The 19,825-nt window shown below is 62.5% G+C and carries 17 protein-coding genes and 2 riboswitches; of the genes, 8 read left to right on the top strand and 9 right to left on the bottom strand.

What is annotated here, in order from left to right; all coding sequences use genetic code 11:
* Positions 1 to 225: 225 nt before the first annotated feature.
* Positions 226 to 972, bottom strand: coding sequence for a class I SAM-dependent methyltransferase (locus BFX80_RS04245; protein WP_084208040.1), 747 nt, complete (start codon positions 970 to 972; stop codon positions 226 to 228).
* Between the two features lie 417 nt (positions 973 to 1,389).
* Between BFX80_RS04245 and BFX80_RS04240 the strand changes: the two genes are divergently transcribed.
* From BFX80_RS04240 to thiC, 6 genes are all read left to right on the top strand, one after another.
* Positions 1,390 to 2,424 (top strand): lysophospholipid acyltransferase family protein, encoded by a 1,035-nt coding sequence (locus BFX80_RS04240; protein WP_240499668.1) that lies wholly within the window; start codon positions 1,390 to 1,392, stop codon positions 2,422 to 2,424.
* A gap of 125 nt (positions 2,425 to 2,549) precedes the next feature.
* Positions 2,550 to 3,854, top strand: a complete 1,305-nt coding sequence (locus BFX80_RS04235; RefSeq protein WP_157109431.1) for a PQQ-dependent sugar dehydrogenase — start codon at positions 2,550 to 2,552, stop codon at positions 3,852 to 3,854.
* 142 nt (positions 3,855 to 3,996) lie between these two features.
* Positions 3,997 to 4,806 carry a TIGR04283 family arsenosugar biosynthesis glycosyltransferase gene (locus tag BFX80_RS04230; protein ID WP_084208038.1) on the top strand — a complete coding sequence of 270 codons (810 nt, stop codon included), beginning with the start codon at positions 3,997 to 3,999 and terminating at the stop codon, positions 4,804 to 4,806.
* A gap of 43 nt (positions 4,807 to 4,849) precedes the next feature.
* The gene (locus BFX80_RS04225) at positions 4,850 to 5,542 is read left to right on the top strand and encodes a TIGR04282 family arsenosugar biosynthesis glycosyltransferase (protein ID WP_084209617.1); all 693 of its coding nucleotides are present in this window, start codon (positions 4,850 to 4,852) and stop codon (positions 5,540 to 5,542) included.
* 152 nt (positions 5,543 to 5,694) lie between these two features.
* A riboswitch (TPP riboswitch) is annotated at positions 5,695 to 5,833 on the top strand.
* A gap of 142 nt (positions 5,834 to 5,975) precedes the next feature.
* Positions 5,976 to 6,635, top strand: a complete 660-nt coding sequence (tenA, locus tag BFX80_RS04220) for a thiaminase II (RefSeq protein WP_077375119.1) — start codon at positions 5,976 to 5,978, stop codon at positions 6,633 to 6,635.
* A 190-nt stretch (positions 6,636 to 6,825) separates the two neighbouring features.
* Positions 6,826 to 6,966: riboswitch (TPP riboswitch) on the top strand.
* Between the two features lie 126 nt (positions 6,967 to 7,092).
* Positions 7,093 to 9,102, top strand: coding sequence for a phosphomethylpyrimidine synthase ThiC (gene thiC, locus BFX80_RS04215; protein ID WP_084208037.1), 2,010 nt, complete (start codon positions 7,093 to 7,095; stop codon positions 9,100 to 9,102).
* A gap of 130 nt (positions 9,103 to 9,232) precedes the next feature.
* Here the strand turns inward: thiC and BFX80_RS04210 are convergent, their stop codons facing one another.
* The 5 genes from BFX80_RS04210 to BFX80_RS04190 all read right to left on the bottom strand — a co-directional run bounded on the left by BFX80_RS04210 (position 9,233) and on the right by BFX80_RS04190 (position 13,902).
* Positions 9,233 to 9,511, bottom strand: a complete 279-nt coding sequence (locus tag BFX80_RS04210; protein WP_043331408.1) for a peptidylprolyl isomerase — start codon at positions 9,509 to 9,511, stop codon at positions 9,233 to 9,235.
* A gap of 87 nt (positions 9,512 to 9,598) precedes the next feature.
* Positions 9,599 to 10,105: a hypothetical protein gene (locus BFX80_RS04205; protein ID WP_127734635.1), complete on the bottom strand. Its 507-nt coding sequence runs from the start codon at positions 10,103 to 10,105 to the stop codon at positions 9,599 to 9,601.
* Positions 10,106 to 10,439: 334 nt separating this feature from the next.
* Entirely contained in the window at positions 10,440 to 10,808 is a 369-nt protein-coding gene (locus tag BFX80_RS04200; RefSeq protein WP_077375127.1) for a phasin family protein, read from the bottom strand.
* A 282-nt stretch (positions 10,809 to 11,090) separates the two neighbouring features.
* The gene (locus BFX80_RS04195; RefSeq protein ID WP_084208035.1) at positions 11,091 to 12,428 is read right to left on the bottom strand and encodes a nuclease-related domain-containing protein; all 1,338 of its coding nucleotides are present in this window, start codon (positions 12,426 to 12,428) and stop codon (positions 11,091 to 11,093) included.
* A 184-nt stretch (positions 12,429 to 12,612) separates the two neighbouring features.
* On the bottom strand, positions 12,613 to 13,902 hold the full coding sequence (locus tag BFX80_RS04190) for a GNAT family N-acetyltransferase (RefSeq protein WP_240499667.1): 1,290 nt from the start codon (positions 13,900 to 13,902) through the stop codon (positions 12,613 to 12,615).
* A gap of 101 nt (positions 13,903 to 14,003) precedes the next feature.
* On the opposite strand from BFX80_RS04190, the gene BFX80_RS04185 reads away from it, so the two are divergent.
* Together BFX80_RS04185 and pncB are read left to right on the top strand one after the other, a co-directional pair.
* Entirely contained in the window at positions 14,004 to 14,360 is a 357-nt protein-coding gene (locus tag BFX80_RS04185) for a DUF4190 domain-containing protein (RefSeq protein ID WP_240499666.1), read from the top strand.
* Between the two features lie 132 nt (positions 14,361 to 14,492).
* Positions 14,493 to 15,677: a nicotinate phosphoribosyltransferase gene (gene pncB / locus BFX80_RS04180; protein ID WP_084208033.1), complete on the top strand. Its 1,185-nt coding sequence runs from the start codon at positions 14,493 to 14,495 to the stop codon at positions 15,675 to 15,677.
* Between the two features lie 107 nt (positions 15,678 to 15,784).
* On the opposite strand, the gene BFX80_RS04175 is transcribed toward pncB, so the two are convergent.
* The 3 genes from BFX80_RS04175 to BFX80_RS04165 all read right to left on the bottom strand — a co-directional run bounded on the left by BFX80_RS04175 (position 15,785) and on the right by BFX80_RS04165 (position 19,749).
* Complete coding sequence (locus BFX80_RS04175; protein ID WP_136938791.1) at positions 15,785 to 16,651, bottom strand: dienelactone hydrolase family protein; 867 nt, start codon at positions 16,649 to 16,651, stop codon at positions 15,785 to 15,787.
* Between the two features lie 65 nt (positions 16,652 to 16,716).
* On the bottom strand, positions 16,717 to 19,137 hold the full coding sequence (locus tag BFX80_RS04170) for a diguanylate cyclase (RefSeq protein WP_084208032.1): 2,421 nt from the start codon (positions 19,135 to 19,137) through the stop codon (positions 16,717 to 16,719).
* A 213-nt stretch (positions 19,138 to 19,350) separates the two neighbouring features.
* Positions 19,351 to 19,749 (bottom strand): hypothetical protein, encoded by a 399-nt coding sequence (locus tag BFX80_RS04165; protein WP_084208031.1) that lies wholly within the window; start codon positions 19,747 to 19,749, stop codon positions 19,351 to 19,353.
* Positions 19,750 to 19,825 lie beyond the last annotated feature (76 nt).

Here is a 19,825-nt window from a genome sequence, read left to right as displayed (position 1 = left end):
ACGGGAGAGGGAAGCGCCCTGCAGGAATCTCGCAAGGCGCGGGCAATATAGTGACAGTCTGCGCCAAATCCAAGTGTTTTTGCGTCAGCTTCACGTCATTTCGCGACATCGTTCATTGTCTCGCCCCGAATCTCGCGGCCAGCCCGGTCAGGCGCACACGCGTGGGGCGGCTGGATCATGCCTCGGTAGCGGGCATCCTCCCTCCACACCTGCCACGCGAGCCCTTCAGGACATCGGAACACGGAAGATGACGCTATCGCTCGCAACCTGCTCGAAGGCCAGGCCATGGGTCCGCGCCAGCCAGGCGAAGGTCGTCGGGCTGAACAGGCAGACATGGGTCGGGTCACGCAGATAGTGCCAACGCTTGAGCGCATCCAGATCATCCGCGGCGGGTTGCGTCATGATCCCCAGCAGGCCACCGGGTTTGAGACACCCAAGCCACTGACGGAAGACATCGCCGGGCGCGTAGAGATGCTCGATCACCTCGGTACTGACGATGAAATCATGCTGACGGGCGAGCGCTGCCGGGTTCGGGTGGTAATACAGATCATGCAATGCCATCGGGTGGCCGACTTCCTCGAACATCCGTGCCAGGGCTGGCCCCGGCCCACAACCGAAATCGAGCCCGCTGGCACCGGCCGCCAGCCGCTCGCACATCGGCGTGAACAGCCTGGACAGGAAGGTGCGATAGCGCGGGTCTGCCGGGTCGTTCTCGTGCTGGTCGTAGATGTCCTGCTCTGCGCGGGCATCCAGTCGTTGAGAGGGCGCGAGATACAGCAGATGACATTCGCCACACCGCAGGTAATCACGCTCGTCGGCAGGCGGACGCTGACCGGTCTGCGGACATGGCTTGCGTCGTTGCACCAGATGAAGCACCGGTTGACTGCCATGCGTCGCGCATAACGGGCATTGATGGTCGGATTCAGGCAATGCCTGTGCCGGGAACTCGGGGGCAATGGGGGAAGATGACATCAGGGCTCCGCACAGGGCAAGGGACACGACAGGCACAAGACATGACAGGCACAAGACATGACAGGACGAGCACATCAGGGAAAGCGCATCAGGGAAAGCATCACCGAAAAGCACTACTGGAAAGCACGGCACACGAGAACCGCTCGGGCAGTGCCGTGGTCTGACTGTCTGACAGAGCGCCTCGGGACCACGCCAGCGACGTGATCCCGGATGTGCCGATGCCAGCATGATACTGGCAGAGCAAACGGGCCGCACGCCCCGTGCCACACACGACGAAGGTCAGTGCGCGTCCCCCGATGCCTCGAACCTGCATGACGTACGCCCCTCTGGCACAATGGGGCGCGACGGGCAGCGCAGGACTCGCCCTCTGACCAGTGCGGTATCTCACGCCAGACCACCGGAACTTCATGTGTGACGATGGAAAAGACTCTCAAGCGTTTTGAAAAGGCCATGGAACAACGCCTTTTACCTCTCAAGGCCAACGCCGTCGCCTGGCTATGGCAGCGACTCTCGGGCCTGACCACCCGCCAGCTGTGGTGGATGGCGCGCCCGGTCGCGCGTCTCGTGCAACTGCTCAATCCGCGGGAACGGCGCGTCACGCGCAGAAATCTTGGCCAGGCCTTCCCTCATCAGCCGCGTGAGGCACGCGCACGCCTCGTGACCGAGAGCCTCGCGCACTCCACCGCCACCATGCTGGAGCTGGGCAAGGTATGGCTGGGTGATGAAGACGCGGTGCGCGATTCGATTCTCGAGGTGCACGGTCGCAATCTGCTCGACGAAGCCCGTGCCGAGGGACGTGGCGTGATCGTGCTGGCGCCGCACTTCGGCAACTGGGAAGTGCTCAATTTCTGGCTCTCGAGCCATTTCCCCTTCACTGCCATGTACGAGCCGCCCAAGTTCGAGCGGCTCGACCCGATCATTCGCAACGGGCGTGAGCGCATGGGGGCGAGACTGGTGCCTACCAACTCCCGCGGCGTGGCAGCGTTGCTGAAGGCGCTCAAGCGCGCCGAGGCGATCGGCATCCTGCCGGATCAGGAACCGGGACGCGGCAGCGGTGTCTTCGCCGACTTCTACGGCCGCCCCGCCTACACCGCCACTCTGCTCCCCAAGCTGGTGGCGAGAACCGACGCCCGCGTGGTGACCGGTGTCGCTCAACGCCTGGAAGATGGCCATGGCTTCGCCATCCACTTCCTCGCCGCGGATGAGGCGGTCTACACTGAAGACGAGGTCATCTCGGCGCGGGGAGTGAATGCCTCAGTGGAAGCCGCGATCGCCTTGGCGCCCGCGCAGTATCAATGGGAATACAAGCGCTGGCGCAAGAGCCCGGAAGAACTGGACGAGCAGCCGGGCTGGCGTGAGAAGCGCTTCTATCCTCGGGACGACTCCTGGCTTTCCCTCAAGGGCTGGCGCCGCCACCTCAAGTACCGCCGCCGCAACGCGAAGCGCTCCTGACTCTCCAGGGACAGGGCAGCACTGGCGCAAACCGGCACAAGCTTCCAGACTTTCCTGCACGGCGGCGAGCGATGCCAGTCGACTTGCCGAGGCAGCCGCGACAGGCCAGGGAGGCAGTGGAGCACATGAGCAAGCGCCAACAGGAAATCCGTGGATACGCAAGCATCAGACAGCTGATGGGGACGGCACTCATCGGCTGTCTCTGCGCGTCGTCTCCTGCCTGGAGCGAGGCAAGGAGCAACGACACCCTCGATGGCGAGACCTCTGCTCATGCCCCGACTCTGGCATTGCAGGCGGCAAGCTCGGTTCCCGAGGACGCCCCCTCCCTGAGGCTGCCACCAGGGGCCGGCATGACTCGGCTGGCATCGCTTCAGGCGCCTCGCATGCTGCACCTCACCGCTCACGATGAGGTGTTGATCGGCTCGCGGGCCGGCAAGCTCTACCGAGGCCAGCTGGCCGATGATGGCAGCCTCAAGCGCATGGAAGTGCTGGTCGAGCTGGAAGGCTATCCCCACTCTGCCGTCGTCCGCGATGCGCGCCTGTATGTCGCGACCACGGACGCCCTGCTGGTCGCGGACTACCATCCCGGGATCTCCCTTGCCCCGAGCGACTTCCACCGCGTGATCGCGATTCCCGGCGGCGGCGGCCACAACTCGCGTACGCTGAGCCTGGGCCCTGACAATGGCCTGTATCTGGCGCTGGGGATCCAGGGCAACTGCTCCGATCAATATCTGGCGGGCACCTCGCCTCGCTATCCACAGCAACAGCGCCGTGGGGGAGTGATGCGCCTTGAGGAAAGTGGCGAGCCTCCCGAGTGGCGTGCGTGGGCGAGTGGTCTGCGCAACCCCGTCGGCCTGGTCTGGCAGGCACTGGCGACAGGAGAGACGCGCCTGCTGGCCACCAACAACGGACCGGACCATTGGGGCTACGAGCATCCCCGCGAGCTGGTGGTCGCTGCCCGCGAAGGCAGCTTCCATGGCATGCCCTGGTATCAGTGGATCGATGGCCGCTGGCAGGCAGATGATTGCATCACGAGCGATTCACCGCGCGAGCGTGACGAGATTGCACCGCCACTGGCCGAGATCCCCGCTCGCAGTGCGCCGATGGGAATCGCGGTGGTACCGCCAGGGCATCCATTGGCTGCTGACATGGATGTCGTGGTGGCAGTCCACGGCAGCTGGGGCACGGCACCGTCCGGCAAGGCGTGGGGAGACCCCGCCAGTCGTCGTGAGCCTCGCCTGCTGGGCCTCAAGCTGGCGACGCCAGACACTGAAGCACGCCTAGTGCCGGTACTGACCGGCCTGCAGGACAGCAGCAGCGGCGAGCGCTGGATACGCCCACTGGATGTAGCATTCGGCAAGGATGGCAGCCTCTACCTGACCAGCGATACCGGAGCCTCAGGACTCTATCGGATCACCTTTTCTCAGTGACCTCCAGCCGCCTCTGACCCGACACGGCGGCTCACGCGTTGATTCTTCGCCCAAGCGTTGAGCGAGCGTCTCGACGCTCTGCATCCATGGGGTGATCACATGCGTATGCTCTCAGGACGACGCCATCGCCGGAGCCTGCGCCATGACAAAGCCCTCCATCTTCTCGCCAGTTGCCAGCCCTACCCCCGGGGCTGTCCGTTCGGGCAGCGCCCTGACGCGCCCCCCGTGGCTGAGCATCATCATGCCAGTCCACAACGAGGCATCCGGTATCGTCTCGGCCTTGATCGCCTTGAGCCCAATGCGCGCGAGCGGGGATTGCGAGGTCATCGTGGTCGATGGCGGCTCCACGGATACTACCCGCGAGCTGGCAACGCCGCTGTGCGATCGCTGCCTGAGCAGTGATCCGGGCCGGGCAACGCAGATGAACGCCGGTGCCTCTCAGGCTCGTGGCCAATGGCTGCTGTTCCTGCATGCTGACACGCGCCTGCCGGCATATGTCCTCTCGGTACTGTCAGAGACCCTCGTCGAGCATCGCGAGTGCGACTGGGGTCGCTTCGATGTCGACATCGAAGGAGATTCTCCGCTGCTGCCCGTGATCGCCACGCTGATGAATCTGCGCTCACGCCTGACCAGCATCAGCACGGGTGATCAGACCCAGTTCGTACGACGCTCCACCTTCGAGGCCATCGAGGGCTTTCCCGTCGTGCCCCTGATGGAGGACATCCAGCTGAGCGTCAGGCTCAAGCGACTGACCTCGCCGCTGAACCTCTCCGCCAGAGTCACTACCAGTGGAAGACGCTGGGAAACCCATGGCGTCTGTCGCACCATCCTCAAGATGTGGGGGCTGCGCCTGGCAGCCTGGGGTGGCGTATCTCCTGTCCGTCTGGCGCGCCTCTATGGTTATGGTGCCGCCGCTCAGGCGTGTGAACAGCGTGGCTTGCCTCATGCCTGAAGCCTCGCTTGCTGACAGGGAAACCGACACGGCCGCGTATGACATGCGCCCGACGCTCATCATCTTCGGCCGCCTGCCACTGGCCGGACAATGCAAGACGCGGCTGATCCCTGCCCTCGGTCCCGAGGGGGCGGCACGCCTCTACTCGCGCATGCTGCGCAGAATCGTTCAGCAGGCCTGCGCCTCACGCCTCGGCAAGGTGGTCGTGATGCTGACTCCCTCCCCCGAGCACGCCCGGCAGCAACCTGAGCAGGCAGCCCTGCTGACGGACCTTGAGGATCAGTTGCGTGCAGAGAGCATGGCGGCACATGGCAGGCGGATCACGCTCGAGGCACAGCCACAGGGTGGGCTTGGGGAGCGCATGCATCAGGCCATGCTGCGCCACCTGCCCGCAGGCCCCGTGCTGCTGATGGGCTCTGACCTGCCCGCATTGGACAGTCAACGTCTGCGCGAGGCGGCGCGGTGCCTGCATGACCATGAGGCGGTGCTGCAGCCCAGCGAAGACGGGGGATACGGATTGATTGGCCTGAAAGCAGCCTGCCCGGCGGCCTTCCAGCTGGATCACTGGAGCCATGCCGACGTGAGCCGGGAGACTCTTGCACTGCTGGCTCAGGCAGGCAGAAGCGTCGGTTGCCTGCCTGTCAGCTGGGATGTCGATGAGCCTCACGATCTGGTGCGCCTGAGGCGACACTTCCCAGCCCTGATGGCGAACCTCTCCTCCTGTCAGCCTGCATGACATCTTTCCTGCAGCGCATGACACGCTTCCCGCATCGCAGGAAGCCCTTTCCGCATCGCAGAAGGCCTCCCAAAGTCGCATGGGTTTTAGGGCGGCAGAGGCTTTTCCTGCACCGCAGGACTGTTACACTCGAGATATCGTGACGTCTGAGTCACAGCTTGACGGGGTGCCGGTAAGACCGGCTGAGATGTCATTCGCACTGTTCGAGGCCTTGCATCGAGGTGCGTGAATGACGATCCCGCCGAACCTGATCCGGTTAGTACCGGCGTAGGGATCAAGCGCGAAGTGTTGCCGCACATCATCTTCACCTCTTCCAGGTGAACGCCGCACCTCCCCCGCTTTTTCCCTGCAGATTGCCGGACCTGACCACGCTCGAGCCAGACCTTTGCCACTCCATCACGGATTGGCAGCACGCTCACCGAGGGATGCGTCGATGCCCAGCTTTTCAGACCTGACCAGTGCCTGCGCCGAGGAATGGCGCGACTATCTCGAGCATGACTTCGTTCGCCAGCTCGGGGAAGGTCGTCTGCCAGAGGAGTCCTTCCGCCATTACCTGCAGCAGGACTACCTGTTCCTGATCCACTTCGCGCGCGCCTGGGCGCTTGCCGCCTACAAGAGCCGCACCCTCGCGGAGCTGCGTCAGGCCACGGCCAGTCTCGACACCATCCTCAATACCGAGCTCGATCTGCATATCGGCTACTGCAGCGAGTGGGGCATCAGCGAGGATGACCTGAGTGAGCTGCCGGAATCCCGCGCCACCCTGGCCTATACCCGTTACGTACTGGATTGCGGCCAGCGCGGCGATCTTCTCGATCTGCACGTGGCGCTCGCGCCCTGCCTGATCGGCTACGGCGAGATCGCCGAGTGGCTGCTGGATCAGGACACCACCGAGATCGAGGACAATCCGTACGCGGACTGGATCGCGATGTACTCCAGCGATGACTTCAAGGAAGCGGTGGACGCCGAACGTGAATGGCTGGACGCTCGGCTCTCGGAGGTCTCGGAGCGCCGGCTGGGCGAGCTGGTGGATGTCTTCCGCGATGCGACGCGTCTCGAGATCGACTTCTGGCAGATGGGCCTTGATCGCGACTGATCCGTGGCAGGCCGTCGCCTGACAGGCCGCGCCTGCGCGAACGGAAGACACACCGATTTTCATCGGCCTGGGGACGTGGTCCTCTCGCCAATCATCCAGACACACCACAGGCCATCAGAGCCTGAATGCGAGCACGATGACCTGGGCCAGCACAACGCTCAGCACAGGTCATGCCCGCATTGAATTCTGAGCACGCTTGACGGGGTGCCGGTGGAACCGGCTGAGATCCTGCATGCATCACCTCGCCGCCAAATGGGCGAGGCTGCCAGCAAGGGGTCCCGTGGAACCTGAACCGGTTAGGACCGGCGTAGGAATCAAGCTGATGGTCAGCCGCTGCCCGCGGCCGCCTCGCTCCCGGGCCACCTGTTGGCAAGGAGTCGGCGATGGCCATCCTCTCCCTGCGCACGGTCTTCCCATGATGACGTCTGCCGTGACGTCGCCCTTTGAGGAGACCTGCATGAGCACTACCCCCACGACTCAAGATCCGCAAGCCACCAACGCCGCAGAACCGTCGCTCGCCCCCCAGCCTGAGGCTGCGCCGAAGGCGCGCGCACGTGCCGGTCGCAAGGATGGCAGTCGCCATCTCGCCAGTGAAGCCCAAGTCGACGCCGCCGCCATCGCGCCGCTGAGCGGCTCGCGCAAGATCTACATCGAAGGCTCCCGCCCGGACATCCGCGTGCCCATGCGCGAGATCGGCTGCTCGCCGACCCAGACCTCCAGCGGTCTGGAAGAGAATCCGCCGATCGTCGTCTACGACACCTCCGGCCCCTACACCGACCCGGCGGTCGAGATCGACATTCGTCGCGGGCTGGCGCCACTGCGCGAGAAGTGGATCGAGGAGCGCGGCGATACCGAACAGCTCAATCAGCTGAGCAGCGAATATGGTCGCGTGCGCCAGGCCGACCTGCGCCTGTCGTCCCTGCGTTTCGAGCTGGACCACCGCCCGCGTCGTGCCCTGCCGGGCAAGAATGTCACCCAGCTGCACTATGCGCGCCAGGGCATTATCACGCCGGAGATGGAGTACATCGCGATTCGTGAGAATCAGCGTCGTATCGCGCTGCGTGAGGAATATCAGGGCAGCGACTCCGTCGAGAGCATTCTGGGCCACCAGCACCCGGGTCACAGCTTCGGCGCCAACCTGCCCGACGAGATCACCGCCGAATTCGTGCGTGAGGAAGTCGCGCGTGGCCGCGCCATCATTCCCGCCAACATCAATCACCCGGAAAGCGAGCCGATGATCATCGGCCGCAACTTCCTGGTGAAGGTCAACGGTAACCTGGGCAACTCGGCGGTCACCTCCTCCATCGAGGAAGAGGTCGACAAGATGACCTGGGCGATCCGCTGGGGCTCCGACACCGTGATGGATCTCTCGACCGGCGCCAACATCCACGAGACCCGTGAATGGATTCTGCGCAACTCTCCCGTGCCCATCGGCACGGTGCCGATCTATCAGGCGCTGGAGAAGGTCGATGGCGTGGCCGAGAATCTCGACTGGGAGATCTTCCGCGACACGCTGATCGAGCAGGCCGAGCAAGGCGTCGACTACTTCACCATCCACGCCGGCGTCCTGCTGCGCTATGTGCCGCTGACCGCCAGCCGCGTGACCGGCATCGTCTCGCGCGGTGGCTCGATCATGGCCAAGTGGTGTCTGGCGCATCACGAGGAAAGCTTCCTCTATCGCCACTTCGAGGACATCTGCGAGATCTGCAAGGCCTACGACATCAGCCTGTCACTGGGCGATGGCCTGCGCCCGGGCTCGGTGGCCGATGCCAATGACGCCGCCCAGTTCGGCGAACTCGAGACGCTCGGCGAGCTGACGAAGATCGCCTGGCAGCACGATGTCCAGGTCATGATCGAAGGTCCGGGTCACGTGCCGATGCACCTGATCAAGGAGAACATGGACAAGCAGCTCAGCGAGTGCGACGAGGCGCCCTTCTACACCCTCGGCCCGCTGACCACCGACATCGCCCCGGGCTACGACCACATCACCTCCGGTATCGGTGCCGCGATGATCGGCTGGTTCGGCTGCGCCATGCTCTGCTACGTGACCCCCAAGGAGCACCTGGGCCTGCCCAACAAGGACGACGTCAAGACTGGCATCATCACCTACAAGATCGCCGCGCATGCCGCGGATCTGGCCAAGGGGCATCCGGGCGCGCAACGTCGTGACAATGCACTCTCCAAGGCACGCTTCGAGTTCCGCTGGGAAGACCAGTTCAATCTGGGCCTTGACCCGGACACCGCGCGCAGCTTCCACGACGAGACGCTGCCCAAGGATTCGGCCAAGGTCGCCCACTTCTGCTCCATGTGCGGGCCGAAGTTCTGCTCGATGAAGATCACCCAGGAAGTCCGCGACTACGCCAACGAACACGGCCTGACCGGTGACGCCGACAGCGTGATGGCCGGCATGCAGGAGCAGGCTGACAAGTTCAAGCGCGAAGGCAGCCAGCTCTATCAGGAGGTATAGGTAGAGGGATTGGCGCACGAAAGGCTGACGCGCTGAGCCGCACGAAAAACGCCCCGACCATCACTGGTCGGGGCGTTTTCAATGGCCTGCTGCCAACCGCTCATGACGTGTCATGAGCGTGATCCAGAGATCACGTGCGGCTGGTGACTTCCAGCAGGTGATAACCGAACTGAGTCTTCACCGGGCCCTGCACGGTGTTGATCGGTGCGCTGAACACGACTTCGTCGAATTCCTTGACCATCATGCCCGGGCCGAAGGCGCCCAGGTCACCGCCACTGCGACCGGACGGGCAGGAGGAGTGCTCGCGAGCGGCATCAGCGAAATCGCGGCCGTTCTCGATTTCGGTCTTGAGAGCTGCACACTGTTCTTCGCTGGAAACGAGAATATGACGCGCTGTGGCCTGTGCCATGTCTATCACCTGTCACTGATCGAATAAATGCCGCCGGCAATCACCGGCGGCGTGGCAGCACATTGTGGCCCAAGGCGACGCTCGCCGCTAGCGTCCGCCACAGACCCGGCGCTGATACTGGATGGCATCAAGGTCGCTGCTGCCCAGCAACGCCGCTGTGGCAGCATTGCATTCCGCCTCTGCCAGTTGATCGGCACCTGATGATTCAGCCCACTGGATATTGCCGATGCTGGGCTGATAGCTGACCGCCGCATGGCAGGCCATGCGCCGCGTACTGTGGTAACGCTGGGAGGGCAGGGTCGGAGGATTGGCGGTCATTTCCTGACAGGTGGAAGCGAACATCTCACTGGCCGCCTGGCTGCAGCGGGTATGTGCCATGGCATTCTGCCGCTGGTTGGCACACACGGAGTCATTGAGAACACGCCACTGCAAGGTATCGAAATCGATCATCTGCCCTTGATAGCGGGTCTCGACATGTTCTCGCTGAAGCCCTGCTGTCGACGTCAGATGAGACGCTACCCCCTCCCCGAATTGCCCACTCATGCCGGATACCGCGTCCATTAATGCTGCCAATGCCGCACTGACAGAATTCATCACACACTCCTTGTGTTGATGCCTCCCGACATATGCCGCCGGGGAGCCTTGCTCGATCATCCATGACCGTCACTTGCGGTGACATGACCTGGTAACGCTGCCTGGTAACGCTGCCTGATAGCCCTGCCGGATAAGACCGACCGATAGCGTCAGCGCGCTCACTGCGATATTACCCGCTCACCGCCATCATTGCCTTGACGCTCAAGGGGATGGTGCCAACGCTTCCTCCTCCCGCAACGAGCCATCAGATTCAAGACTCCAGACGCGCGAACGCCCACCCGGAAGACCGGATGGGCGTTGTAGACGCTCGCCTGAGAGCGTCAGCAGCAGCCGCTTACTTGGCGACTTTCTGCATGGCCTCGGAGGCGGACTTGGCATTGTTCTCTGCCAGTTCCTGACCTTTCTTGGCGTATTCCTGGTTCAGCTCGACCACCTTCTGGGTGTCGTTCTGAAGCTTCTCGCCCAGAGACTTGACCGTCTCCTGCTGTTCCTTGACGAAGTTCTTCAGGCCTTCGCTGTCCTTGATCTCGAGCATGGAACGCGCCTGCGCCATGGAGGTGTCAACGTAGGACTTGGTCAGATCCATCTGGGCGCTGACCAGCTTCTCGCTGTAATCGAGGCTCAGGGCGCTGAAAGCACGCAGCGGAGCGAAGAACATGTCGTCGAACTGCTGAGTGGTCTTCTCAAGATTGGTGTTGAACATGGGGCACCCTCCAGGGTTTGGCATCACACGGAAAATGAAGCGGAGCTTTGCTCCGTTGGCTACCAGGACTGAACCAAGCTTGTGAGCCATGAGGTCGAGATCTCACTGCAAGCCAGCATTCTCGACAGGTTCCATCCTCGCTGCAGTGCAGCATAAGCCACCTCTTGCTGCACTGCAACATCAGGAACGCAATATTGATCAACCACCTTGCCCTGCGAGTCTGCTGCCGGGCTGACTCCCCTCTTGTCCAGAGACGCCAAGCCCCTGAATGTCATGAAGATTTCAGTCGCTCGCACGACATCGCTGGCACAACATCCTGTCGCCCAGCAATTCGCGCTGACCCTCGCTACGACATAACGCCACACTGGCCTTGGACAACCAGCGACGACACTCATCACAACGTGGCTGCAGGTATTGCATCTCATCATGGCCAGACCCCATGCCACGATGGCCGTGCGACACGTCAGAGGCTTTCGCGCCAGCGGAAGACACGCCCTGCAGCCTCACGTCAGAAACTGAAGGCTGCCAGTCCTGAGCCTGCAAGCCGTGGCACGTGGACGAGGGCATGGTCTGCGTCATGCCGGACACCAGTGTCTGGAAAGAGGATGAGATGGCCTTGGGAGGAGTGGCCCGGCGAGTCTCGGCAGGTGTTGGCCCCTCCTCGCGAGGCGTGACCTGAGGAGCGTCATCCCCGCTTGAAGAAGGGATGGCGTCATCACGCACGGGGGCCACCGAGGGGGAAGCGGATGGGTCCTGGGGTGGCACCCAGGCGTAGGCCGTCTGCTCATCGGGATGGATGGCCACGGTGGCATGTTCTGACAAGCCGAGTCGCGACGCCCAGTCGACCCGTGATGGGCCATGCTGCGCCAGGATGGCACGACCGAGACGCCTCAGACGACGCGGGTCGATCCGGTGGGTGAAATCACGCATGCGGGCGACGGAGGCCGCCCCGCTCCCCAGATTGAGGCATTCTTCGGACAACCCGCGCAGGTCCACCAGCGCTCGACTGTCCAGAATATCTTCGGGAGGCCGGCTGACCTGTTCCTCGGCGGCAATGACCAACCGATGCGTCAATTGTGGCTGCAGCACCATCCCGAGTCTGGAAGGCAGGAGACCTGAGCTCTCCAGCCAGCGGCGAAAGCACTGCTGCTGTTCCTTGAGTGCCAGCAGTGGTGATGGCGTCAACCGCAACTCATCACCGCTCTGAACGACCTCCCCGATATCTTCCAATGAGCCCTGCCCGACGGAAGCGCCTTGCTCGACAGAGGGGCCCTGGTGCGCGCTCAGCTCGCCAAATGGCGAGATCGTCAGCGGGAGATCAAAGCAGGACGCATCCAGTACCCAGAATTGCATGAGGCGATTGATCAACACGTGATCCAGCTCGATCACGCCATCATCCCCTTCCAGGCGCAGGTCATGCAGCACGACCCAGTCATCGCGCGACTCGAACAGGGTGTTCAGGAATCGGGCGAGCGAACGACGACGCTCCTGATGCGCTCGAACGCCTCGCAGCATCCTCAGAACCTGCTGGCGCTCCTGGGTGCTCAAGGTGGCATTCTGCGCCAATACCTCAAGTACCAGAACGTCATACTCCCTGGAGTCACAATCCTTGAGCAGCATGGGAGCCTCTAAATTTAGAACATTAAGATGTTTTCAGTGTAGTCATCGCAGTGCCATCTCTGCCACCTGCTACCTGTCAGGGCATCCAGCCAGGGGGAACAAGCAGGGGAGAAACGGGTACAGGGCAGATCTTCAGGATAGCGCTTCAGGACAGACCTTAAGAATAGCGCTTCAGGACAGACCTTCAGGATAGATCAGGCTGATGATGATAGGGCAGCATCGCCTCCACCTGGCGTCGCGCCCCGCTCAACCAGCGCGCTTCCTCCTCAAGCGCGTCAGCCACGGCTGACTGCAGTCCGGGATGTACCAGCCAGTGCAATGACCAGGTGTCATAGGCCGAGAAGCCGCGGCTGATCTTGTGCTCACCCTGTGTGCCCGGATCAAAGCGCGTCAGTCCCCGCTCAAGGCAGAACTCCAGCCCCTGGTAATAGCAGACCTCGAAATGCAGGCAGTCCGCCTGCACTTCACTGCCCCACCAGCGCCCATAGAGGCAATCGGCACCGACAAGGCACAACGCAGCCGCCACAGGATCGCCATGTTCATCACGCGCCTGCACCAGCAGCAGCTGTTCGGGCATGCTGCGCCTTAAGCGCTGAAAGAACGCCAGTGTCAGGTAGGGCCGTTGTCCGCGCTCCAGATAAGTCATGCAGTAACAGCGATGGAAAGCTTCGAGATCGCTCTCACCGATGGCTTCACCGCTGAGACGCGCGAGGGTGATGCCCTGCTCGAGCACCTTGCGGCGCTCGCGGCGGATCTCCTTGCGTCGCTTGGAGCGCAGACTGCCCAGCCACTCATCGAAGTCTCGCTCACCTCGCGACTGCCAGTGATACTGCATGCCACCACGCAGCATCAGCTGCGGACTGACGGCTTGCCAGTCGCGGCACTCGTCAAGATCCGCGAACAACAGATGAAAGCCACTGTGCTCAAAGCGTCGCAAGGGCCCGCCTGCGTCGACGGCGGGTGCCACGCCGGCCTGAAGCCTGGGCCACAACCAGGCAAGCAACGCTCGGCGGGAAGGGCCTCCCGTCTCCGATGAGGCCAGGACCAGCCGCGGACCAGCGCTCGGCGTGAAGGGAACTGCCGACAGCTGCTTGGGATAATAACGCCCACCGGCCTGCTCCAGCGCCTCGGCCCATTGCTGATCAAAGACATACTCGCCCCGCGAGTGCAGCTTGAGATAGCGCAGCAAGCCGGCGACAAGCCGTCCTGACTCGTCACGCACCAGCAAGTGCGCCGGGTACCAGCCCGTAGACGCGCAGGCCGCGCCGCTGTCTTCCAGTGCACGAAGATAGGCATGTTGCAGAAAGGGATACTCTTTTCCCGCCAGCGCATCCCATTCTGCGGGCGTGACAGCGCTGATCGACGAGAGCACGTCCAGATGCCAGTTCGCGCCACGTCTGTCAGTGGCCTCAGTCCCGATCTGCCTTCGCGACGCATCACTCTCCTGATGCCCTGCTTCCCGGTGCTCGCTCACCCTGCTCTCCTCTGAAGATGCCCACCCTGCCGCCCGGCCGATATGCCGCCTGCCCCAGGACATGCTAGTGTGTCGCCATGATGCAAGACAATGAGACTGCCATGACTGATACATCGCCTCCCGCCGACAAGCCTGAGCCCACGCGCGATACGGCGACGGCTACCGAGCGTCCCACCACTCCCTCTGCGCAGGAAACCCGCGCCGAGACCAATGCCATGGCACTGGCCTCCTTTGCCCTGAGCGTGCTGGGCTGTCTGCTGGCACCCGCGGCATTGGGTGGCATCGTCTGCGGTCATCTCGCCCGCCGACAGATCCGCCAGCGCGGTGATGCCGGCGATAGCTGGGCGCTGGCCGGCCTCATACTGGGCTACCTGCTCATCGCGTTGTCATTGGCGGGTCTGCTGATGTTCGGCGGCATGATGCTCACCATGTTCGGTATCATGGCGTTCAGCAGCTGACGCAGGACGACCCTCCTTCAGCCTGCCCCCCGATTTTCATGCCAGCGGGACACCCTGCCGCCTTGAGCACCTGGTGTGCTCCCGCCAGCGATTCCGGCTCCTGTGAGCCGCCTCATACCTGAGCGAGCCTCGATGCTGCACTCGATTCTCGATAATGATTTCTACAAGTTCACCATGCAGAACGCGGTGGTGAAACTGTTTCCCTACGCACGCACCCGTTACGCCTTCATCAACCGGGGCCAGCATGCCTTCCCCCCGGGATTCGGCGAAGCACTGCGCGCGGCCGTGGATGACATGGCACGCCTGGCGCTGAGTGCTGAGGAAAAGGAGTTTCTGGAGCAACAGTGCCCCTTCCTCGACCCCACCTATCGTGACTTTCTTGCCGGCTTTCGCTTCGATCCCGCGGAAATCACCATCACCCAGTCGGGTGAGGAGCTTGAGGTCCATATCGAGGGCTACTGGTACCGCACCATCCTGTGGGAAGTCCCGCTGATGGCGATGATCAGTGAGCTCTGGTACCGCCTTGGTGGCGATCAGCGTGACAGCGACAAGAGCGTGCGTGACAGTACGCTGACCAAGATCGAGCACTACAAGCGTCTGGGGGTACGTGTCGCCGAGTTCGGGACGCGTCGTCGCCATTCCTATGCGGTCCATGATCAGGTAGTGGCCGCCCTCAAGGAACAGGGCCGTGGCTGCTTCATCGGCACCAGCAATGTCCACATGGCCCAGCGTCATGGCACCAAGCCCATCGGGACGCATGCTCACGAGTGGTTCATGTTTCATGCAGCGCGCTTCGGGTTCAAGATGGCCAACATCCTGGCGCTGGAAAACTGGGTGAAGGTCTACCGGGGTGATCTGGGGATCGCGCTTTCAGATACCTTTACCAGTCGTGCCTTCTTCAGAAGCTTCGACAAGAAGTTCGCCAAGCTGTTTGATGGGGTACGGCACGACAGCGGTGATCCCATCGAGTTTGCCGAAGCGACCATTCGCCACTATGAGTCGCTGGGCATTGATCCCAAGACCAAGACGATCATCTTCTCGGATGGTCTGGATACCGACAAGGTTGACCGTATCGTGCGCTACTGTGCCGGTCGTATCGGCATGTCGTTCGGGATCGGCACCAATTTCACCAATGACGTCGGCCCCCAGCCGATGAACATGGTCATCAAGATGACGGAAGCCCGGCCCGAGGGTCAGGATTGGGTGCCGGTGATCAAGCTGTCGGATGTGTCCAGCAAGCATACGGGTGATCCGGACATGATTCGTCTCGCGCATCAGGTGCTCTCGCTCAAGGAGCTGGATCAGACGGCAGACTGACGCGCTCGCCCCTGACACCGTCACCCAGCAATGAAGAAGCCCGTTCAGGATGATGCCTGAACGGGCTTCTTCATGTAGGTCACGCATTCGGCGTCACGACAACCTGCTCATGTCTGCGGCTGGGTCTTCGGTGACTTGAACACGCCATTGAACAGATTGAGCATGACCTGCCAGGAGGCAGCATCCGCCGACGCATCATAGCCGAGCGGGAGGTCGTACCTGGCGGCCTTGGCATCCGACTCCGGATTGGTGAACGCATGCTTCGCCCCCGGATACTGGATCAGGGTCGTCCGCGTACCGAGGGATTCAAAGGTAGACAGCAGCGTGTCCAATCCTTGCTGCGATACCAGAGAATCCGCCTCGCCATTCTGGATCACGACGCGTCCGGCGAAGGGCTCGGGATTCTCGACGGCGATTCCAGGGCTGCCGTGGAAGCTGACGACAGCCTTGAGCGGAGCGCCGGAAAGCGCCATGTTCAACACGACACCTCCCCCGAAGCAATAGCCGATGGCCGCAAGGCGGTCACCATCCACCTCGGGGCGAGAACGCAGCACCGCCAGCGCCGAATTGAAGCTGGATTCGGCCTTCGGCCAGTCACTCATCACCGCCGACGAGAAGGCCTTGGCATCCTCGGGATGCTCCGCCGTGCGGCCTTCACCGTACATGTCTACCGCCATCACGACATAGCCGAGCCCCGCCAGCTGCTCCGCGCGCTTGCGAGCATAACTGTTGAGCCCCCACCACTCATGGACCAGCAGTATGCCGGGGCGACGCCCCTTGGCCTTGGCATCACGCGCGATCAGCCCGACATGCTCCTCACCATTGGCACGATAGGTCACGACCTCGGTGACGACCTGCGGCCCTTCGAGACGGTCGACGAGGGTGCCATCATCGGCCGCCAATGCCTGCCCCGCGGACAGCACCGATTGTGCAAACAACAGACTTCCGGCGCACCAGCCACGTAACATACGCATCGCCCACTCCTTGTGCAGATTGACAGAGTACAGAATGATGGAACGTGCCCACTGTCGTGTCGCGGTCACATCCCTTCCTCCCGATTGTCCTCGCTCACCGAGCTTGATGCCACTACCACCCGGTTACGACCACTCCGCTTGGCACTGTAAAGCGCCATGTCAGCACGATGCAGGAAGTCGTCACGGCTCTCCCCGGGCAGCGGCGTGGCGACGCCGAGACTCACGGTACACAGCAGCTCCTGCTGCATGAACGCGAAGGTCATGCCGGCAATCTTCTGACGCAGACGCTCTGCCATGCCGACAGCGGTAGCGACCCCGGCATCAGCCAGCAAGATGCCGAATTCCTCGCCCCCCAATCGCCCGAAATAGTCATTGCGCCGCAATTGCTGCTGACAGATGCCGCCCAACCCACTCAACAACTGGTCCCCGGCGGCATGACCGAAGCTGTCATTGACCCGCTTGAAGTGATCCACATCGAACAGGACCAGGGCAATCTGGTCCCGCGAGGCGGATACCAGCAACGTATCCAGCATGGAGAGGAAGCAGCTGCGGGTCATGGCACCGGTCATCGCGTCCGTCATGGCTTCATGCTCGCGCCGCTGTTCGATCAGCTTGCGTTCATTGATATTGCGCGAGACCGACAGAATCCGGAGATAGCGGCCGGTCTTGGGGTCCATCGAGGGCGTGGAGATGGATTCGAACCACAGCGTATGGCCCTGCTTGTGGAGAATTCGGAAGTCGACACGAAAGACCTCTCCAAGGCAGGCGGAACGATGGACCTTCCTGGCGACGCGGTCTCTGTCATCCGGATGAATCAGCAGCTTGATCTCGCTGCCCTCGATGTCATTCACGCCAAACCCGCAAAGCCTCTCGACGGATGGGCTGATGTACTGACAGATCCCGTCACTGCCTTCAATGCTGACCATGTCGCTGACGGAATCGAGAATGAATCGATAGCGCTCCTCGCTCTGACGCAGCGCCCGCTCGATGTGATGGCGCGCCGTGATGTCGTCACAGTAACCATTCCATGTCACGCTGCCATCGATGGGGTCCATCGGTTGGGGCAAGGCCACGCAGGCCAGTCGCCGGGTTTCCCCATCTGGATGCTCATAGTAGATATCCGGCTCCCAGGGCGACTGGGTTTCGGCACTGGCGCGTGCCGATTCAAGCAGTCTTTGCCGCTCCTGGTCATTGAGATGCGACAGGAAGCGCGAGGCATCCTCAAGTGTCGCGTCAACTTCCTCTCCCAGCAGTTGATGGGCGACCGGCGATAGATAGGTATAGGTGAACTCATCCTCCCGGCTGAGCCGGCATTGAAACACCATGCCCGGCATCTGCTGTATCAGATACTCCAGCTGGCGTCGGTGAGCCTCGCTTTCACTGATGTCACTCAGTTGCCCCAACACCTCTCTGACGGCGCCTCCGGCCGCATAGTAGAGGTGCATGTCATCCTGCAGATAGCATTGGCGGCCATCCACATGGCGGAAGGAGTAACGCAGGCTGACGCTGGCACTGCGCGAGTCGACGGCCTCCTGAAAGCGTGCCTGACATTCCGCCAGGTCATCCTCGCAGATGCGTGACTGCCAGATTCGCGGGCTGGCCAGCAGCAGGTCCCGCGACAGGCCCGCCAACATCTCGACGCCGGAGGAGATGGATTGCAGCTCCTCCAGTGGCCAGGGGCCTCGCGCACAATAGCGCACCCCCGGGGTGTCATTGAGCTGAGTCATCAACCGCTGACGTTGATTGACCGCCTGCTCCAACCGGTGGTGAGTCGCGCTGATGTCACGCACCATCACGGCGACTCGAGGCGAGTCTCCTTGCTGCGTCCGGCCCAGATTCACCAGCTGGACGGAAAGACGACAATCGCCACGTGGCAAGCTCAGGCTGACGTCACACTGCAAGGTCCCGGCTCCTTCCAGACAATGCATGACGTGGGAGTGATACACCCGCTCCAGGGTCTGTCCCGCATGTGCCATGGCGGCGTCATGGTAGAGGTGCCATGCCGGATTCGCCTCATGCAGGTACAGGGAGGTTCCTCTCACCTCCAGCATGGCCATGGGGTCTCTGCTGCGCATCAGCATCATGCGATATGCCTGAAGCTGCTGTCGCTCGTGGGCAAGTGCCTGTTCTCGTAGGGAGATATCGACGACTCGACCGCAGACCGGGTGATTCGCGCCGGAGCGCCAGAGTGTTTCCTCCACCAGCACGCCGTGTCCACTGCGATCCCTGATGCGATAGGTCATCGACCCGGCAGGAGCACCGGAGGCCCGGAAGTCTCTGACTCGCTGACGATCTGCCGCCACGATCAGGGAGAACCACAGTTCGGGATGCTTGAGGAAGTCGCGCTCGCCATACCCGAGCAGACGCTCCACTGCAGGATTCAGGGTAAGGAAGCGCTGGCCGTCCGCGCTCAACATGAACAGGACATCCCCTGCGACGGCATGGTAATGGTGCAGCAGGCGGGCATCTGAGAACGATTCCAGCAATGTGAGACTCCCCTTTGGGTCAGACGTCGCCCCTCAGAGTGCGTCATCACCCCGCGCAAGACCAGTGCGTCACGCCAACGCTGGAGGGCACGTCACCGTCAAGGGCAGGCAGGCCCATGCCGCCTCTGGACTGACAATCTCGATGGGCAGCACGAAAACGCCCGACCCGGAACAGAGTCCGGGTCGGGCGTGAAGGGGTCAGAGCGGAAGGTGCTAGCCTTGTGCGGTACGTGCACCGACCATGGCATCAGCCTGCAGGGTATCCGGCTCGCTGACCGTGTCATGCGGGGCACCATCGCGGGCGACATCCTTGCGCACTCGGCTCGCCGCAGAGGGCGCCTTGGCTCGCCTCTGCGCCGCGCCGGTAGCGTGACGTCGCGTGGCAGTTTCCTGCCGCTCACCACCACGGGCGCGGGAGTGCTCCAGCAATGAACGAAAGTCATCCGGCGTCATGTCAATGCGCTCTGCGGCGGCACTCTCCTGCCAGAGAACATAGATGGCCGGCTGCACACGCCCGAGATCCATGCCGACCACGCGTCCCTGACGTTGTGTCCCGGGATCGCGCAGCGTCGCACCGATCAGTTCGTGGGCTTCGCGAATGGCATCGTGCATCTGAGACAGCCTGCTTTGGAAGTCAAGAGATCTGCCGAGAACAGCGGCAGTGTGGCAATACCTTCCCTGCATTGCC

The sequence above is a fragment of the Cobetia marina genome (assembly GCF_001720485.1).
GTDB classification, from domain to species: Bacteria; Pseudomonadota; Gammaproteobacteria; order Pseudomonadales; family Halomonadaceae; genus Cobetia; species Cobetia marina.
The sequence above is the reverse complement of the archived record's forward strand: the minus strand, read 5'-3'. Positions and strand labels throughout refer to the sequence as shown.

Excerpts from the sequence above, each read along its gene's own strand:
- BFX80_RS04235 (WP_157109431.1), top strand. The coding sequence starts at position 2,550 with ATGAGCAAGCGCCAACAGGAAATCCGTGGATACGCAAGCATCAGACAG.
- thiC (WP_084208037.1), top strand. The coding sequence starts at position 7,093 with ATGAGCACTACCCCCACGACTCAAGATCCGCAAGCCACCAACGCCGCA.
- BFX80_RS04195 (WP_084208035.1), bottom strand. The coding sequence starts at position 12,428 with ATGCTGCTCAAGGATTGTGACTCCAGGGAGTATGACGTTCTGGTACTT.
- tenA (WP_077375119.1), top strand. The coding sequence starts at position 5,976 with ATGCCCAGCTTTTCAGACCTGACCAGTGCCTGCGCCGAGGAATGGCGC.
- BFX80_RS04205 (WP_127734635.1), bottom strand. The coding sequence starts at position 10,105 with ATGAATTCTGTCAGTGCGGCATTGGCAGCATTAATGGACGCGGTATCC.
- BFX80_RS04210 (WP_043331408.1), bottom strand. The coding sequence starts at position 9,511 with ATGGCACAGGCCACAGCGCGTCATATTCTCGTTTCCAGCGAAGAACAG.
- BFX80_RS04225 (WP_084209617.1), top strand. The coding sequence starts at position 4,850 with ATGCGCCCGACGCTCATCATCTTCGGCCGCCTGCCACTGGCCGGACAA.
- BFX80_RS04245 (WP_084208040.1), bottom strand. The coding sequence starts at position 972 with ATGTCATCTTCCCCCATTGCCCCCGAGTTCCCGGCACAGGCATTGCCT.
- BFX80_RS04240 (WP_240499668.1), top strand. The coding sequence starts at position 1,390 with ATGGAAAAGACTCTCAAGCGTTTTGAAAAGGCCATGGAACAACGCCTT.
- BFX80_RS04175 (WP_136938791.1), bottom strand. The coding sequence starts at position 16,651 with ATGCGTATGTTACGTGGCTGGTGCGCCGGAAGTCTGTTGTTTGCACAA.
- pncB (WP_084208033.1), top strand. The coding sequence starts at position 14,493 with ATGCTGCACTCGATTCTCGATAATGATTTCTACAAGTTCACCATGCAG.
- BFX80_RS04200 (WP_077375127.1), bottom strand. The coding sequence starts at position 10,808 with ATGTTCAACACCAATCTTGAGAAGACCACTCAGCAGTTCGACGACATG.
- BFX80_RS04230 (WP_084208038.1), top strand. The coding sequence starts at position 3,997 with ATGACAAAGCCCTCCATCTTCTCGCCAGTTGCCAGCCCTACCCCCGGG.
- BFX80_RS04165 (WP_084208031.1), bottom strand. The coding sequence starts at position 19,749 with ATGCACGATGCCATTCGCGAAGCCCACGAACTGATCGGTGCGACGCTG.
- BFX80_RS04185 (WP_240499666.1), top strand. The coding sequence starts at position 14,004 with ATGACTGATACATCGCCTCCCGCCGACAAGCCTGAGCCCACGCGCGAT.